Here is a 16,151-nt window from a genome sequence, read left to right as displayed (position 1 = left end):
GCCGGTTGCGATTAACCCTACAAAAAACGCTGCATTGTGATTGCTCGACGGACTAAGCATTTCGTCAGACCGAGCAAATCGAGCTAAGCGAGGGCATTGTCAGCCACAAATAAAACACTGTATAAATAACCAGACCTAAAGCCTGGGAGCGGCCTTTATGCTGGTGCACCTGTCCGTACATAACTACGCCATCGTTGAACATCTCGATCTCGAGCTCGATCGCGGGATGAGCGTGATAACCGGGGAAACCGGTGCCGGCAAGTCGATCATGCTCGACGCCCTCGGCCTGACCCTGGGCGATCGCGCCGACAGCGGCGTGGTGCGCCCCGGCGCCGACAAGGCCGATATCCTGGCCACCTTCGACCTGATCGACATCCCTGAAGCCAGCGCCTGGCTGGCGGAGCGCGACCTGGAGAGCGATGGCCCGTGCATCCTGCGCCGGGTGATCACCGCAGAAGGACGCTCGCGCGGCTATATCAACGGTACGCTCTGCCCGCTTGGCGATCTCAAAGCCCTCGGCGAACTGCTGATCGATATCCACAGCCAGCACGAACACCAATCCCTGCTGAAGACCGACACTCACCGCCGCCTGCTCGATGAATACGCCGGCGCCACCGACCTTGCCCGCCAGGTGCAACTGGCCGCCCAACGCTGGCGCCAGACTCGCCAGGAGCTGGAGCGCCTCTCCAATTCCGGCGACGAGCAGCGTGCTCGCCATCAATTGCTCAGCTATCAACTCGAAGAGCTGGAAAATCTCGGCCTCGGCGAAAACGAGCTGGAGCAGCTGGAACAGGAACACAAGAATCTCACCAACGCCGAAACCCTGCTGGGCATCTGCCGGCAGGTGGTCGAGCAATGCAGCGAAAGTGATTCCGGGAATGTCCTGAACGCTCTCACCGCCAGCCTTAACCGTCTTTCGAGCGTCAATAACTCGATCGGCGCACTGGGTGAAGCCAGCAGCCTGCTGACCAGCGCACAGATACAGGTTGAAGAGGCTGTGGGCGAACTGAACCGCTTCCTCGACAACTTCGACGCCGATCCGGCGCGCCTTCAGTATTTGGAAGAACGCCTGGATGCGATCTACACCATGGCGCGCAAGCACCGCATCCAGCCGACCGAGGTCGCGGAGATGCAGCAGCGCTTGCTGGATGAAATCGAGACCCTGAACGCCAACGACGAGTCCATCGAGCGACTGAGCGATGAGCTGGCTTCTTATGCCCGTCATTATCAGGAAAAGGCTCGGGAGCTAAGCGATTTGCGTCATCAAGCCTCGAATAGCCTGGCCAGCGCCGTGGAGCAGGAAATCCAGCGACTGGGCATGCCCGGCGGGCGCTTCACTATCGAATTACGCCCTAACAGCAGCGATGAATTGCTGCCGAATGGACTCGAACAGGTGGAGCTCCTGGTAAGCGCCAACCCTGGGCAACCATTAAAAGCCTTGGCCAAAGTGGCCTCGGGTGGCGAGCTGTCACGGATCAGCCTGGCTATTCAGGTGATCACCGCGCAAACCTCGCGCGTACCGACGCTGGTATTCGATGAAGTGGACGTGGGTATCGGCGGCCCGACTGCCGAGATCGTGGGCCAGTTATTACGTCGACTCGGGGAACGCGGGCAAGTTCTGACGGTGACTCACTTGCCGCAAGTCGCTGCGCAGGGCCATCAACATCTATTTGTGCACAAAGTCCGCGGTGAGGAGGCAACCCACACGGCTGTTTCCAAGTTGAGCAAGAATGATCGCGTCGAAGAAGTAGCGCGGATGCTTGGCGGCATTGACCTGACCAAGGAATCACTGGCTCACGCGAAAAAAATGGTCGTCACCGCCAAAATTTAAGAACGGCAGAAAGCACGAAGGCGACCCTGGGGTCGCCTTCGCTCGTTTCGCGAATGTGAAATTCGCGCGACATGCTTACTTTTTCTTGCGTACGTACAGCACCAGATTGTGATCAACCATCTCGAAGCCGTACTTATCGACGATGGCTTTCTGCAGGCGCTCGATTTCTTCGTCGAAGAATTCGATCACTTCGCTGGTTTCGACGTTGACCATGTGGTCGTGATGCTTGCCGTCATCCAGCTCGAAGACCGCATGGCCTCCGTCGAAGTTGTGCCGCACCACAAGGCCAGCTGCCTCGAACTGAGTCAGTACACGGTAAACCGTGGCCAGACCGACGTCCTCACCAGCCTCCATCAGCGCCTTGTAAACATCCTCGGCACTCATGTGGCGTTGCTCGGCGGAATCGAGCATTTGCAGAATTTTGACCCGTGGAAGGGTCACTTTGAGACCGGCTTTGCGTAGTTCGCTATTTTCAACCATGGTCAGCTTTCTCGCGATGCTGCTTCGCAGCTTCTCTTAATGCGGGTATGATCGGCGTTTACGTTGTCCCAGCCAAGATAGTGGAAGTCGCCCACCGATGCAAAACACCAAGCTCTTGCTAACCAGTTTCACCTTTGTGGGACTGCTCGCACTCGCCGGTTGTTCATTCCCCGGGGTTTACAAAATCGACATCCAGCAGGGCAATGTCGTCACGCAGGACATGATAAACCAGTTACGCCCGGGAATGACCCGTAAGCAAGTACGGTTTATCATGGGCAACCCCCTGCTGACCGACACGTTCCATGCCGATCGCTGGGATTATCTGTACAGCCTGCAACCGGGTGGCGGTGAACGCCAACAGGAACGCATTAGCGTTATCTTCAACCCAAATGATCAGCTTGTCAGCCTCTCTGGTGATTTCATGCCAGGCGTGAGCCGCGATGAAGCCATTCTCGGCAAGGAAAGTGGCACTAACGTGACCGCGCCAGCCGAAAACGCCGAGAAGCCGAAACCGGAAAAACCGGTCAAGCCAGGTTCGTTGCTGGACCAGATCCAGAAGGACGTAGACGGCGTAGAAACCGTTCCGGTCCCGACGCCAGAACCTCTGGACACCTCGCCGCAATAATTTGCGACGCAATAAAAAACCCGGAATATCCGGGTTTTTTATTGTCTGGCGTTTGGGCTAGTCACTGATTCCGGGCTTTAGCCTCGGCAGCCTTGGCGGCACGCAGCCGACGAACTTCTTTCGGATCCGCCAGCAATGGCCGGTAGATCTCGATGCGATCACCCACCTGAACAGGACGATTGTCCGGGTCAGTGATCACTTTACCGAAGATCCCCACCGGGCAATCGGCCAGATTCAGCTCCGCGAAGGCCTTGCCAACGCCCGACGCCAGCAAAGCCGCTCGCACGGTCGTTCCTGCTGGCACCGTCACCGAGAGAAGCACCTGACGATCAACAGCGGCGTAGACCACCTCGACGTCAACCATCGACTCAACCATGCATTTGTTTGGCGCGCTGGCAAAACGCGTCCACCAGCGTATTCGCAGCCTGATTGAACAACGGCCCCAAGGTCGCGCGGACAATCGGCCCGGCGTAATCGAACGACAGGTCCAGGCTGATCTTGCAGGCCTTTTCGCCCAACGGTTTGAACGTCCAGACGCCATGCAACTGATTGAACGGGCCCTCTTCAAGGTTCATCTCGATCGATTGCCCTGGCACCAGCGTGTTGCGCGTTACGAAATGCTGGCTGAGTCCGCCTTTGGCCACGCCTACGCTAGCGCGCATATGCTCAGGTGTGCTTTCCAGTACTTCGGCGGTCGAACACCACGGCAGGAATTCCGGGTAACGCGCCACGTCATTGACCAGGTCATAAAGCGCTTGCGCCGGGTATGGCAGCAGAGCCGAACGTTGAATATGTGTCGTCATGTCAGCGTCACTTCCACAGCTGTGCGGCAAACACTACGAGAATGCCGATGGGCGCCACATAGCGCATCAAGAACAAGGACAGGGCGAACAACCCGGGGTTACGGATCGACAACTCGTCGCGTACCGCTTCACGCCCCATCACCCAGCCCGCAAACACCACGAAACACAAACCACCGAGTGGCAACATGATCCGCGAGGTGAAGAAATCGATCACGCCAAAGAAGTCCAGACCACCGGCCGCACCCCATTGATAGAGATGGAACAGCCCGCCTTCGTTCACGAAAAATTTGGCTTCCTTCCAGATATTGAAGGAAAACACCGTGCCCAGACCGACAAACCAGCAGATAAATGCCAGCCAGAAAGTCACCCAGGCGCGGCTGACTTTTGTGCGCTCGACCAGGTAAGCCACCATCGGCTCGAGCAGGGAAATGGCCGAACTCCAGGCAGCCACCGCGACCAGCACGAAGAACACTACGCCCATCAATTGACCGAACGCTACGTTACCGAAGGCAAACGGCAGGCTGACAAACATCAGGCCCGGGCCTTCGCTCGGGTTCAGGCCGGCGGCGAACACAATCGGAAACAATGCCAGACCGGCCACCAGCGAAACGAAGGTGTCGAGCAGCGCCACGCCGACCACGGTGCCGGAAATCGACGAATGCTTGGGCATGTAAGCACCGTAAATCATGATCGACCCAACGCCCACGCTCAGGGAGAAAAAGGCGTGCCCCATGGCTGGTAACAAGCCGTCGAGGACTTTTTCCGGGTGGAAGTCGAACATGAAATGCACGCCTTCCATGAAATGCCCGGTAGTCATGCTGTAGCCCAACAGCACCAGAATCATCACAAAGAGAAGCGGCATCATGATCCGCAGGCTGCGCTCAAGCCCGGCGACCACGCCTTTGGCGATGACGACGGCAGACAGCAGCATGAATATCGTGTGCCAAAGTGTCAGGCGCCACGGATCGGCGATCACATTGCCAAAGTACGCGCCCACCTGATCAGGCGTTGCACCCTGGAAGTCGCCACGGCCCATGTCGATGATGTAATCCAGCGACCAGCCGCCGACCACACTATAGAAAGACAGGATCAGCAACGCCGTGATCATCCCGGCGAATGCGCCCCAGGACCACTTGCCCGAATGCCCCGCCTCCACCGCCAGCACCTTCAAGGCGTTGGCCGGGCTCTGCCGCGCGCGGCGACCGATCAGGGTTTCGGCCAGCATGACCGGCACACCGATCAACGCGATACAGGCCAGGAACATCAGCACGAAGGCGCCGCCGCCATAGACGCCGACCATGTACGGGAATTTCCAGATACTACCCAGGCCCACGGCCGAACCGGTCGCAGCGAGTATGAAGACCCAGCGGCTAGCCCAACTGCCGTGGACAGAAACCTTGTCTGTCGACATCGTTATCACGCCCAAGCGTTCAAAAAAGAGGGCGCATTGTCCGGGATTCAATCAACCTGCTCAAGCACGTAGCGATACCGTAGCCGACTCGCGTGCAACTCCCTATAATGCCGCCCCTATGGCTAAACAGAAGAAACACCCTACAGGGACCATCGCGCAGAATAAAAAGGCGCGACACGATTACTTCATCGAACATCGGTTCGAGGCTGGTCTGGTCCTGGCCGGCTGGGAAGTAAAAAGTCTGCGGGCAAGCAAGCTGCAACTGGTTGACAGTTACGTGCTGCTCAAGGATGGCGAAGCCTGGTTGCTCGGCAGCCACATTACGCCGCTGATGACCGCCAGCACCCACGTCATCGCTGATCCGACCCGCACCCGAAAATTGCTGCTCAACCGCCGCGAGCTGGAAAAACTCGCCGCCGCCGTGCAGCAAAAAGGTTACGCCTGCGTGTGCCTGTCCTGGTATTGGAGCAAGCACATGGTCAAGTGCGAGATCGCACTGGGCAAGGGCAAGAAGGAATACGACAAGCGTGATACCGAACGCGAGCGCGATGCTGGTCGTGAGTTGCAGCGTGCGGTGCGCAATAAGGGCAAGGAAGAGTAATTCCTTAGCCTTAAGATCGCTTTCGCGGGCAAGCCTCGCTCCTACAGGATTTGTGGATGCCTACATTTTCGTGGCAAACCCAGAATCTGTAGGAGCGAGGCTTGCCCGCGAATGCAATCGCGAAAACGATACATAACCGACTGACTACATCCCCTTGCGCCGCTCCGCCCGGGCCATGCGCTGCACTTCCTGACGCACCTCTTCCAGCACTTCCTGCACATACAAGATGTGTCGGCTGGACACTTCCCGCGCCTGCTCTGCCCTTCCCTCGATAATTGCCATGTACAACTCCCGGTGCTGCGTGATCAGCATGTCGCGGGTTTCCGTGCGCTGTTTGTACATGCCGCCAATGTTGGTCACCACGTTACGCTTGAGCAGATCGAACAGCCCACGAATGGTGTGCAGCAGCACAGCGTTATGACTGGCTTCAGCAATCGCCAAATGAAATTTTGCGTCCGCCGCGCCCTCTTCCGCCCGGCTCACTTCGTCATGACGCGTATAGCAGTCCTGTAACTCATTGAAGGCTGCCGTCAATCGCTCACGATCGACATCCGTGGCGCGCAGTGCCGCGTAATAGGCGCAGGACGCTTCCAGCGTATGGCGAAATTCCAGCAGATCACGCTGGGCTTCGGGGTTGCTTTCCAATAAGTGCAACAGCGGATCGCTGAAAGTCGAACCCAGTGACTCCACCACATAATTGCCACCGCCCTGGCGACTGACCAACAAGCCCTTGGCCGCCAGTTTCTGGATCGCCTCGCGCAACGAAGGGCGTGACACGCCGAACTGCTCGGCCAACGCGCGTTCGGCCGGCAAGCGCTCGCCAGACTTCAACGTGCCTTCGAGGATCATCCCCTCGAGCTGCTCGACAATATCGTCAGACAAACGGCGCTGACGAATCTGATCAAACCCCATAACTCAATTCTCCACGGTCCCGACGGCTCGCCGGGCTCTCTATTCTGGCCTATCGGCGCTGTGCCAGCACCTACCAGACGGCATTTGTTAAGGCGGATCAAACGCACGCCACGTCGCTTATTCGACAAAAGTTTTAGGGCGACAAATTGACACACCGCCTACAAGGCTTTTACCCTAGCCAACAGCGATTGTAAATTGGTATTACCAATTATCCAAGAACGCTGACCAGTGCCTGACCAACAACAATTAGGGGCCACCCCATATGCAAACCTGGCAACAGCTCTATACCCCGCTCGGCAGCCTTGGCTTCTCCGCGCTCGCCGCCGTTATCCCCATCGTGTTTTTCTTCCTGGCGCTGGCGGTGTTCCGCCTCAAAGGGCACGTGGCCGGCAGCATCACGCTGGCGTTGTCCATCGCCGTCGCAATCTTCGCTTTCCAGATGCCAGTCGACATGGCCTTCGCGGCCGCCGGCTATGGCTTCGCCTATGGTCTTTGGCCGATTGCGTGGATCATCGTCGCCGCCGTGTTTCTCTACAAACTGACGGTCAAGAGTGGTCAGTTCGAAGTGATCCGCAGCTCGGTGTTGTCGATCACCGACGACCAGCGTTTGCAGGTTCTGCTGATCGGTTTCTGCTTCGGTGCATTCCTGGAAGGTGCCGCCGGCTTCGGTGCACCGGTAGCGATTACCGCCGCATTGCTTGTAGGTCTCGGCTTCAATCCGCTGTACGCCGCGGGCCTGTGCCTGATCGCCAACACCGCGCCGGTAGCCTTCGGTGCTTTGGGCATTCCGATCATTGTGGCCGGGCAAGTGACCGGCATCGACGCGTTCAAGATCGGCGCCATGACCGGTCGTCAACTGCCGCTGCTGTCGCTGTTTGTGCCGTTCTGGCTGGTGTTCATGATGGACGGCCTGCGCGGCGTTCGGGAGACCTGGCCTGCTGCGCTGGTGGCCGGTTTGAGCTTTGCCATCACTCAATACTTCACGTCGAACTTCATCGGCCCTGAGTTGCCGGACATCACCTCGGCCCTGGCCAGCCTGATTTCCCTGACGCTGTTCCTGAAAGTCTGGCAGCCAAAACGCGCCGCCGGCCAATACATCGCCGGTGCCGTCTCGGCCTCGGTGGTAACCGCCAGCGCCGGTGGTTTCGGCCAGCCGCGCACCAGCGTGGCCTCGCCTTACAGCCTGTTCGAAATCGTCAAAGCCTGGTCGCCGTTCCTGATTCTGACCGTGCTGGTCACCATCTGGACCCTGAAACCGTTCAAGGCCATGTTCGCCGCTGGCGGTTCGATGTACAGCTGGGTGTTCAACTTTGCCATCCCGCATCTGGATCAAATGGTGATCAAGGTCGCACCGATCGTGACGGCGCCGACCGCCATCCCGGCGGTGTTCAAACTCGATCCGATTTCCGCAACTGGCACGGCGATTTTCTTCTCCGCGCTGATCTCGATGCTGGTGCTGAAGATCAACATCAAAACTGGTCTGACCACTTTGAAAGAGACCTTCTACGAGCTGCGCTGGCCGATTCTGTCCATCGGCATGGTCTTGGCATTCGCCTTCGTCACCAACTACTCCGGCATGTCTTCGACCATGGCGCTGGTATTGGCAGGCACCGGTGCGGCATTCCCATTCTTCTCGCCATTCCTCGGCTGGCTGGGCGTGTTCCTGACCGGTTCTGATACGTCGTCCAACGCGCTGTTCAGTTCGTTGCAAGCGACCACCGCGCACCAGATCGGCGTGAGCGATGTGCTGCTGGTAGCGGCAAACACCAGCGGCGGCGTAACCGGCAAGATGATCTCGCCACAATCGATCGCCGTGGCCTGCGCCGCGACCGGTCTGGTGGGCAAGGAATCGGATCTGTTCCGTTTCACCCTCAAGCACAGCCTGTTCTTCGCAACGATCGTCGGCCTGATTACCTACATCCAGGCCTATTGGCTCACCGGCATGCTGGTGCACTAAGTCCTACACGCTAAAACGCAAAAACCGACGCCGGACCACGATTCCGGCGTCAGCTATTCACTACCCGGTCTGTAAGGCTGCTGAAAGCTTCCCTCTCTATATTCAGCAGCCTCAGCGGACGGGTAACCGGCCGAGAGACACGCCTGATGAGCGAGCTTTTTTACAACGCCGTGCCGAACGCGACCCGTGTCGCCCCGCCACTGCCCGAGCCTCGGCAATACCCCAGCGAGAAACCGTCACGGGTTTACCTGTTCGGGACCTGCGTGGTGGATTTGTTCTACCCCGAAGCCGGGATGGATGCGATCCACTTGCTGGAGCGCGAAGGCATCCGTGTCGAATACCCGCAAGGGCAAAGCTGCTGCGGACAACCGGCCTACACCTCGGGTTACACCGAGCAGGCACGGACCGTGGCGCGCTCACAGTTGGCGCTGTTCGCCGGGGACTATCCGGTGGTGGTGCCGTCGGGATCGTGTGCCGGGATGTTGCGCGAACACTACACCGACTTGTTCAAGGATGAGCCGCAAACGCTGAAACAGGTACAGGCGCTGGCCGCCCGGACCTATGAACTGGCCGAGTTCCTGCTGTTTGTCTGCAAGGTGCAGCTCAAGGACAGCGGTGAGCCGGTCAAAGTGGCGCTGCACACCTCGTGCTCGGCACGCCGTGAAATGAATACCCACCTGCACGGTCGCGAGTTGTTGTCGCAACTGAGCAACGTGGAGCGAGTCGACCACAGCCACGAAAGTGAATGCTGTGGCTTCGGTGGGACTTTCAGCGTCCGTATGCCAGACATTTCCGGCGCGATGGTGGCTGACAAGACCCGGTCGTTGAAGGAATCCGGCGCGCACAAGGTACTCAGTGCCGATTGCGGTTGCCTGATGAACATCAACGGCTCGCTGGAGAAACAGAAGGAAGCGTTGCGCGGCCAACACCTGGCCAGTTTCCTTTGGCAGCGAACCGGAGGTGTTCTGTGAACGCTTCCGCGATTATTCCTACGGTTACCGTGGAAGAAGATTTTCGCACCCGGGCCCACAAGGCGTTGGGTGACAAGCAGCTGCGAAATAACTTTCGCACTGCGATGGATTCTCTGATGACCAAACGGGCAGCGTCCTTCAGCGATGCCCATGAAAGAGAACATTTGCGAGTGCTGGGCAATGCTGTCCGCGCCCGTGCGTTATCCAAGCTGCCCGACCTGCTCGAGCAGCTTGAACAGAACCTGACCCGCAACGGTGTGACAGTGCACTGGGCGGAAACGGTGGACGAAGCCAATGGCATCGTCCTCTCGATCATCCGCGCTCACGAGGGGCGGCAAGTGATCAAGGGCAAATCGATGGTCAGCGAAGAGATGGAGATGAATCATTTCCTCGCTGATCGGGGCATTGAATGCCTGGAATCGGACATGGGCGAGTACATCGTCCAGCTCGACCACGAGAAGCCTTCACACATTATTATGCCGGCGATCCACAAGAATGCCGGTCAGGTCGCGTCCTTGTTCCGCGACAAACTTGGCGTGGAGTACACCAAGGACGTTGACCAACTCATTCAGATCGGTCGCAAAGTCTTGCGACAGAAATTCTTCGAAGCGGACATCGGCGTCTCCGGCGTCAACTTCGCCGTGGCCGAAACCGGCACCCTGCTGCTGGTGGAGAACGAAGGCAACGGCCGCATGACCACCACGGTGCCGCCGGTACACATCGCCGTCACCGGCATCGAAAAAGTCGTGGAAAACCTGCGCGACGTGGTGCCGCTGTTGTCGCTGCTGACGCGCTCGGCCCTTGGTCAGCCGATCACCACCTACGTCAACATGATCTCCGGCCCGCGTAAAGAGCACGAACTCGACGGCCCGCAGGAAGTGCACCTGGTATTGCTCGACAACGGTCGCAGCCAGGCCTTCGCCGACAGCGAATTGCGCCAGACCCTGAACTGCATTCGCTGCGGCGCCTGTATGAATCATTGCCCGGTCTACACCCGAATCGGCGGCCACGCCTATGGGGAGGTTTACCCCGGTCCTATCGGAAAAATCATCACCCCGCACATGGTCGGCCTGGCAAACGTCCCGGACCATCCGAGCGCGTCGTCGTTGTGCGGCGCTTGCGGTGAAGTCTGCCCGGTAAAAATTCCTATCCCGGCACTGCTGCGTCGCCTACGGGAAGAAAACGTCAAGGCGCCGGACAGCCCGCATCAAGTCATGCGCGGCCAGGGCAGCAAATTCTCGCGCAAAGAACGTTTTATCTGGAACGCCTGGGCTAGGCTCAACAGTTCGCCGACGCTCTATCGTCTGTTCGGCTTTTTCGCCACACGGCTGCGCGCCCTGGCACCGAATAATGTTGGCCCCTGGACGCAAAACCACAGCGCACCGAAACCCACTGCCCGCTCACTGCACGACATGGCCCGCGAGCATCTGGCCAAACAGGGAGATCGTTGATGAGCGCCAAGCAAAACATCCTCGCCAAATTGCGGAAAAGTCTGATCGGCACAACGCCGGTGCCTGACGCGTTCGACGTTGAACTGGTGACGGCGCCTTATACCTACACCGCCGAACAACGCATTCCGCAACTGCGCAAACTGATGGAAGCGGTGCACACCGAAATCCATCTGACGTCCGGCGAGGGTTGGCCAGAACTGCTCGCGCAATTGCTGCGAGGTCGTCAATTGCCGAGCCTGTTAATCGCGCCGACTACGCCTCACGGGCAATGCGTCACGCAGCACTGGGCGAATAATCCTGGTCTGCCGACACTCAAGTCCTACGACCGCCCGGTTGAAGAATGGAAAGCCGAGCTGTTCAACGACACCCCGGCCAGCCTGACCACCACCCTCGGCGCAATCGCTGCCACGGGGAGCCTTATTCTCTGGCCGACGCGGGAAGAACCGCGCCTGATGAGCCTGGTGCCGCCGGTGCATTTCGCCCTGCTCAAGGCCAGTGAAATCCGCGACAACTTCTATCAGGTACAGCAGGAATTCGAATGGGCCCAGGGCATGCCGACCAACGCCTTGCTGGTCTCCGGCCCGTCGAAAACCGCTGACATCGAGCAAGTCCTGGCCTACGGCGCGCACGGTCCGAAAGACCTGGTGGTTTTGATTCTGGAGGACCAATGAGTCTACCGGCGGCTTTCCTGCGAGATGCGCAGCAACTGATTCCCCAAGAGCGACGTTTCGACGACCCTCTGTCGACATTGGCCTTCGGCACCGACGCCAGTTTCTATCGGCTGATTCCGAAACTGGTGATCCGTGTCGAGTCCGAAGACGAAGTGGTGGCGCTGCTCAAACTGGCGCAACGGGATCAAGTCCCGGTGACCTTTCGCGCTGCCGGCACCAGCCTGTCTGGCCAGGCCATCAGTGATTCGGTGCTGATCGTGCTTGGGGATAACTGGAACGGTCGCGAGATCCGCGGCCAAGGCACACAAATCCGCCTGCAACCGGGCGTGATCGGCGCGCAGGCCAACGCCTGGCTGGCGCCGTTCGGGCGCAAGATCGGCCCGGACCCAGCCTCGATCAACGCCTGCAAAATCGGCGGCATTGTCGCCAACAATGCCAGCGGCATGTGCTGCGGCACGGCGCAGAACACCTACCACACGCTGGCCGGCATTCGCCTGGTGCTGGCCGACGGCAGTCGTCTCGACACCGAAGACGCGGCGAGCGTTGCGGCATTTCGCCAGACTCATGCTTCATTGCTTGAGCGTCTGGCGACATTGGGGCGCGAGACCCGCGCCAATGCCGAACTGGCTGCAAGAATCCGCCACAAATACCGTCTGAAAAATACCACCGGCCTGTCACTTAATGCGCTGGTGGATTTCGACGAGCCTGTGGATATCTTGAGCCACCTGCTGGTGGGTTCCGAAGGCACGCTCGGCTTCATCAGCGCGGTGACCTACGACACGGTGATCGACCACCCGAACAAAGCCTCGGCGCTGATCGTGTTCCCTGATGTGGAAACCTGCTGCAACGCGGTCACCGTGCTGAAAAGCCAACCGGTGTCGGCCGTAGAACTGCTGGACCGTCGCAGCCTGCGTTCGGTGCAGGACAAACCCGGCATGCCGGCTTTCGTACAACAGCTGTCGAACAATGCCTGCGCGCTGCTGATTGAATCCCGCGCTGCATCGTCCACTTTGCTACAAGAACAACTGGCGCAGATCATGGCGTCGTTGACTTCGTTTCCGGTGGAGAAACAAGTCGACTTCACCGAAGACCCGGTAGAAAACGCCCGGCTCTGGGCGATCCGCAAGGACACCTTCCCCGCCGTCGGCGCGGTGCGCAAAACCGGAACCACGGTGATTATCGAAGACGTGACCTTCCCGGTGGAACAACTGGCCATCGGCGTGAACCGTCTGATCGAGCTGTTCGACAAACATCACTACGACGAAGCGATCCTTTTCGGACACGCGCTGGAAGGCAATCTGCACTTTGTCTTCACCCAAGGCTTCAACAACCCGGAAGAAGTCGCACGCTACCAGGCGTTCATGGACGACGTGGCGCAGTTGGTGGCGGTGGAGTTCGGCGGTTCGCTGAAGGCTGAACACGGCACCGGCCGCAACATGGCGCCCTTCGTCGAGCTGGAATGGGGCAGCGATGCCTATCAGTTGATGTGGCAGCTCAAACGCCTGCTCGATCCCAACGGGATTCTCAACCCGGACGTGGTGCTCAGCGAGGATCCGCAGATTCACCTCAAGCACCTGAAACCGCTGCCGGCGGCCGACGAGATTGTGGATAAGTGCATCGAATGCGGTTTTTGCGAACCGGTGTGCCCGTCGAAAGACCTGACCCTGAGCCCGCGCCAGCGCATCGTGATCTGGCGGGATATTCAAGCGAAGAAACGTGCAGGCATCGACACCTCCGAACTTGAAGCCGCTTACGAATACCAGGGCATCGACACCTGCGCCGCCACTGGGTTATGTGCGCAACGTTGTCCTGTAGGCATCAATACCGGCGAGCTGGTGAAAAAGCTCCGCAGCCGCAAGGCGACACATACGAAAACCGCCAACTGGCTTGAGGGAAATTTCGCCACTGCACTGCAAGGTGCGCGCTTTACCCTGCATGTCGCCAACGGCGCGCGGATGCTGCTGGGCGCACCGCGTCTGGCGAAACTTTCAGCGGCGTTGACGAAGTTGTCCAAAGGTCAGGTCCCACAATGGACCAACGCCATGCCGCAGCCGGAAAAAGCCATTCGCTTCAGCCCGATCGTATCGGACGAACGCCCTCGGGTGGTGTATCTCGCGGCGTGTGTCTCGCGGGTCATGGGCCCGACGGCGGGTGATAAAGAGCAGATGTCGCTGTACGACAAAACCCGTGGGCTGCTGGAAAAGGCCGGTTACCAGGTAGTCTTTCCGGACAATCAGGACAGCCTCTGCTGCGGCCAGCCATTTGCGTCAAAAGGTTACGCCGAACAGGCTGAACACAAACGCCAGGAATTGATCGGCGCGCTGTTGCACGCCAGTCGCGGCGGGCTCGATCCGATCTATTGCGACACCAGCCCATGCACGCTGCGGCTGATTCAGGATTTGGGCGATGTTCGACTGGACCTGTACGACCCGGTGCGATTCATCCGTACGCATTTGCTGGATCGCCTCGATTTTACCCCGCAGGAAGCGCCGATCGCGGTGCATGTCACCTGCAGCACTCAACACCTTGGCGAGAGCCAGGCGCTGATCGATCTGGCGCGCAAATGCAGCAACAACGTGGTCATTCCCGAGGGCATTCACTGCTGCGGATTCGCCGGGGACAAGGGCTTCACCACGCCGGAACTGAACGCACATTCGTTACGCACGCTCAAGGATGCGGTGCAGCAGTGCAGCGAAGGGATTTCGACCAGTCGCACCTGTGAGATTGGCCTGACGCAACACGGCGGAATTGATTACCACGGACTGGTCTATCTGGTGGATCGGGTCACTCAAGCCAAGCAGGCCTAATGCATTTTCACCAGCAAAAAGGGGCAGTTGCGCCCCTTTTTAGTGCGTTTTTCACCCTTTGAGAAATTTTTCATAGCCCGTCAAGAAAAAACCGAATTCCTGCGCGACGCCGTAGTCATTAATTTAGGCCTCAACGAACGTGGCTTAATTAGACTCGGCCGAGCCGCCAGCTGATACGGCAACACCGAGACCATCAGTTCAAGGAGATACCCATGAAACGTACCGCTCTTGCTGGTTTGTTTATTTCTGTTGCAATGCTGGCCTCTCCCGTTTTCGCTGCCACTGACCTGTGCACAGTGAAGCTTCAGGAGCTGAAAAACAAAGTCACTACAATCCCGGCCACGTCCGAAAACACCACGATGGATATCAAGCGTATGCAGGCGGATGCCGAAGCAGCGCAAAAGGCCGGTGATGACGACAAATGCGTCGCCTCAGCCACTCAAGCGTTGTCCCGTGTGGACAAACTGGGCAGCGAGCCAGCCAAGTAAACCCGGCGGGCCAACCTTCGGGTTGGCCTTCCGTGACCGTTTGGCGTACACTGCGCAGGCTTGTTGCTCACTTTGTCTCACCGAGCAACAGGCACGGGGCCGTTTAGGATTCGACGCCGGTCGCGAAACTTTAGGTGCATGCCGAGTTGGTAACAGAACTCGTAAATCCACTGTTGCAACTACTTATAGTTGCCAATGACGAAACCTACGGCCAGGAATTCTCTCTCGCTGCGTAAGCAGCTTTAGATCCTGAGCTTCTGGTACCTTCGGGTCCAGCAATCACCAGGGGATGTCTGTAAACCCAAAGTGATTGTCATATAGAACAGAATCGCCGTGCAGTACGTTGTGGACGAAGCGGCTAAAACTTACACAACTCGCCCAAAGCACCCTGCCCTTCGGGTCGCTGAGGGTTAACTTAATAGAAACGGCTACGCATGTAGTACCGACAGCGGAGTACTGGCGGACGGGGGTTCAAATCCCCCCGGCTCCACCAAATACGAAGCAAGACAAAACCCGCCAAGTGCGGGTTTTGTTGCATCTGGGGGTTGGTGATTTGTGGTTAAACACAACCAGACCTATGCTGGCGATCTACCCGCAAGGATGCCGTCATGAAATTCAAAGTATTGATTGCCGCGTTTACCCTTTCCCTGACGTCCGGTTGTGCGCACTACAACGACCGCACCACTGACACCAACAAGACCGGGCGGATTGCCTGCGATGCAGAGCCCAAAAATCAGGCTGGCTGCTATACGAAGCAGTCGAAGGACTGGAATTGGGGTGGGTTGAAGTTTGGGGTTGGGCCTTCGAACTAGGTTCGGGATTCGCAGAAACCGCTGACTTTGGAAGCATTTTTAAACAAAAAATCTCGCTCTGATCCTACAGACGCTGTGAATCTTGGGGATGTTTCCGACAGGTTCCGGCGGTTGTCGGGTAGGAAGATGAGTGGATAGGCTTTGTCGGTCGCTGCACATCAGCGACCGGGCCTGGAAACCCGAGGTATTGAAGGCGTTACAGCTCAACAAATGGGATACTGCGGCGATTTTTTGATCGCAGTTCTCCATTATGGCGGCTGTGCGTGGGAGACCTTCGGGTCTGCCGGGCTCCTTCTGCCTCGGTTTCCAGCCCGCGCATAGCTGCCACCCT

The 16,151-nt window shown here is 58.3% G+C and carries 15 protein-coding genes and 1 other RNA gene; 11 read left to right on the top strand and 5 right to left on the bottom strand.

Translation table 11 applies throughout. The features are described from left to right. Positions 1–157 precede the first annotated feature (157 nt). Positions 158–1,831 (top strand): DNA repair protein RecN, encoded by a 1,674-nt coding sequence (recN, locus tag ACYZT6_RS01560; RefSeq protein WP_462025447.1) that lies wholly within the window; start codon positions 158–160, stop codon positions 1,829–1,831. A gap of 75 nt (positions 1,832–1,906) precedes the next feature. Here recN and fur read toward each other — a convergent pair whose 3' ends face one another. Further along, a complete protein-coding gene (gene fur, locus ACYZT6_RS01555; protein WP_003197684.1) occupies positions 1,907–2,311 on the bottom strand; it encodes a ferric iron uptake transcriptional regulator in 405 nt (134 codons plus the stop codon). Between the two features lie 97 nt (positions 2,312–2,408). Between fur and ACYZT6_RS01550 the strand changes: the two genes are divergently transcribed. Further along, a complete protein-coding gene (locus tag ACYZT6_RS01550; protein WP_462025446.1) occupies positions 2,409–2,936 on the top strand; it encodes an outer membrane protein assembly factor BamE in 528 nt (175 codons plus the stop codon). Between the two features lie 61 nt (positions 2,937–2,997). On the opposite strand, the gene ACYZT6_RS01545 is transcribed toward ACYZT6_RS01550, so the two are convergent. Genes ACYZT6_RS01545 through ACYZT6_RS01535 form a run of 3 tightly spaced genes read right to left on the bottom strand, consistent with a single transcriptional unit; the run spans position 2,998 to position 5,150 of the window. Beyond that, a complete protein-coding gene (locus tag ACYZT6_RS01545) occupies positions 2,998–3,312 on the bottom strand; it encodes an RnfH family protein (RefSeq protein ID WP_462025445.1) in 315 nt (104 codons plus the stop codon). Then, complete coding sequence (locus tag ACYZT6_RS01540; protein ID WP_462025444.1) at positions 3,305–3,739, bottom strand: type II toxin-antitoxin system RatA family toxin; 435 nt, start codon at positions 3,737–3,739, stop codon at positions 3,305–3,307. Before ACYZT6_RS01540 ends, ACYZT6_RS01545 begins: the two co-directional genes overlap by 8 nt. 7 nt (positions 3,740–3,746) lie before the next feature. Beyond that, entirely contained in the window at positions 3,747–5,150 is a 1,404-nt protein-coding gene (locus ACYZT6_RS01535) for a sodium-dependent transporter (RefSeq protein ID WP_462025443.1), read from the bottom strand. Positions 5,151–5,268: 118 nt separating this feature from the next. Here ACYZT6_RS01535 and smpB point away from each other — a divergent pair, with 118 nt between their 5' ends. Beyond that, positions 5,269–5,751: an SsrA-binding protein SmpB gene (smpB, locus tag ACYZT6_RS01530; protein WP_131060797.1), complete on the top strand. Its 483-nt coding sequence runs from the start codon at positions 5,269–5,271 to the stop codon at positions 5,749–5,751. 144 nt (positions 5,752–5,895) lie between these two features. Here the strand turns inward: smpB and ACYZT6_RS01525 are convergent, their stop codons facing one another. Next, positions 5,896–6,663: a GntR family transcriptional regulator gene (locus ACYZT6_RS01525; RefSeq protein ID WP_438657954.1), complete on the bottom strand. Its 768-nt coding sequence runs from the start codon at positions 6,661–6,663 to the stop codon at positions 5,896–5,898. A 262-nt stretch (positions 6,664–6,925) separates the two neighbouring features. Between ACYZT6_RS01525 and ACYZT6_RS01520 the strand changes: the two genes are divergently transcribed. The 8 genes from ACYZT6_RS01520 to ACYZT6_RS01485 all read left to right on the top strand — a co-directional run bounded on the left by ACYZT6_RS01520 (position 6,926) and on the right by ACYZT6_RS01485 (position 15,820). Next, positions 6,926–8,620: a lactate permease LctP family transporter gene (locus ACYZT6_RS01520; protein WP_462025442.1), complete on the top strand. Its 1,695-nt coding sequence runs from the start codon at positions 6,926–6,928 to the stop codon at positions 8,618–8,620. A gap of 146 nt (positions 8,621–8,766) precedes the next feature. Continuing rightward, positions 8,767–9,591, top strand: a complete 825-nt coding sequence (locus ACYZT6_RS01515) for a (Fe-S)-binding protein (protein WP_462025441.1) — start codon at positions 8,767–8,769, stop codon at positions 9,589–9,591. Then, entirely contained in the window at positions 9,588–11,042 is a 1,455-nt protein-coding gene (locus ACYZT6_RS01510; RefSeq protein WP_462025440.1) for a LutB/LldF family L-lactate oxidation iron-sulfur protein, read from the top strand. The genes ACYZT6_RS01515 and ACYZT6_RS01510 overlap by 4 nt, the downstream gene beginning before the upstream one ends. Beyond that, complete coding sequence (locus ACYZT6_RS01505) at positions 11,042–11,713, top strand: LutC/YkgG family protein (protein WP_462025439.1); 672 nt, start codon at positions 11,042–11,044, stop codon at positions 11,711–11,713. The genes ACYZT6_RS01510 and ACYZT6_RS01505 overlap by 1 nt, the downstream gene beginning before the upstream one ends. Beyond that, positions 11,710–14,520 (top strand): FAD-binding and (Fe-S)-binding domain-containing protein, encoded by a 2,811-nt coding sequence (locus ACYZT6_RS01500; RefSeq protein ID WP_462025438.1) that lies wholly within the window; start codon positions 11,710–11,712, stop codon positions 14,518–14,520. The genes ACYZT6_RS01505 and ACYZT6_RS01500 overlap by 4 nt, the downstream gene beginning before the upstream one ends. A gap of 212 nt (positions 14,521–14,732) precedes the next feature. Beyond that, a complete protein-coding gene (locus ACYZT6_RS01495) occupies positions 14,733–15,008 on the top strand; it encodes a hypothetical protein (RefSeq protein WP_462025437.1) in 276 nt (91 codons plus the stop codon). 95 nt (positions 15,009–15,103) lie between these two features. After that, positions 15,104–15,501, top strand: a transfer-messenger RNA (tmRNA) gene (ssrA, locus tag ACYZT6_RS01490). A 115-nt stretch (positions 15,502–15,616) separates the two neighbouring features. Next, positions 15,617–15,820, top strand: coding sequence for a hypothetical protein (locus ACYZT6_RS01485; RefSeq protein WP_462025436.1), 204 nt, complete (start codon positions 15,617–15,619; stop codon positions 15,818–15,820). Positions 15,821–16,151 lie beyond the last annotated feature (331 nt).

The sequence above is a fragment of the Pseudomonas sp. RT6P73 genome (assembly GCF_054897715.1).
This window is presented reverse-complemented; position numbering and strand designations above follow the sequence as displayed.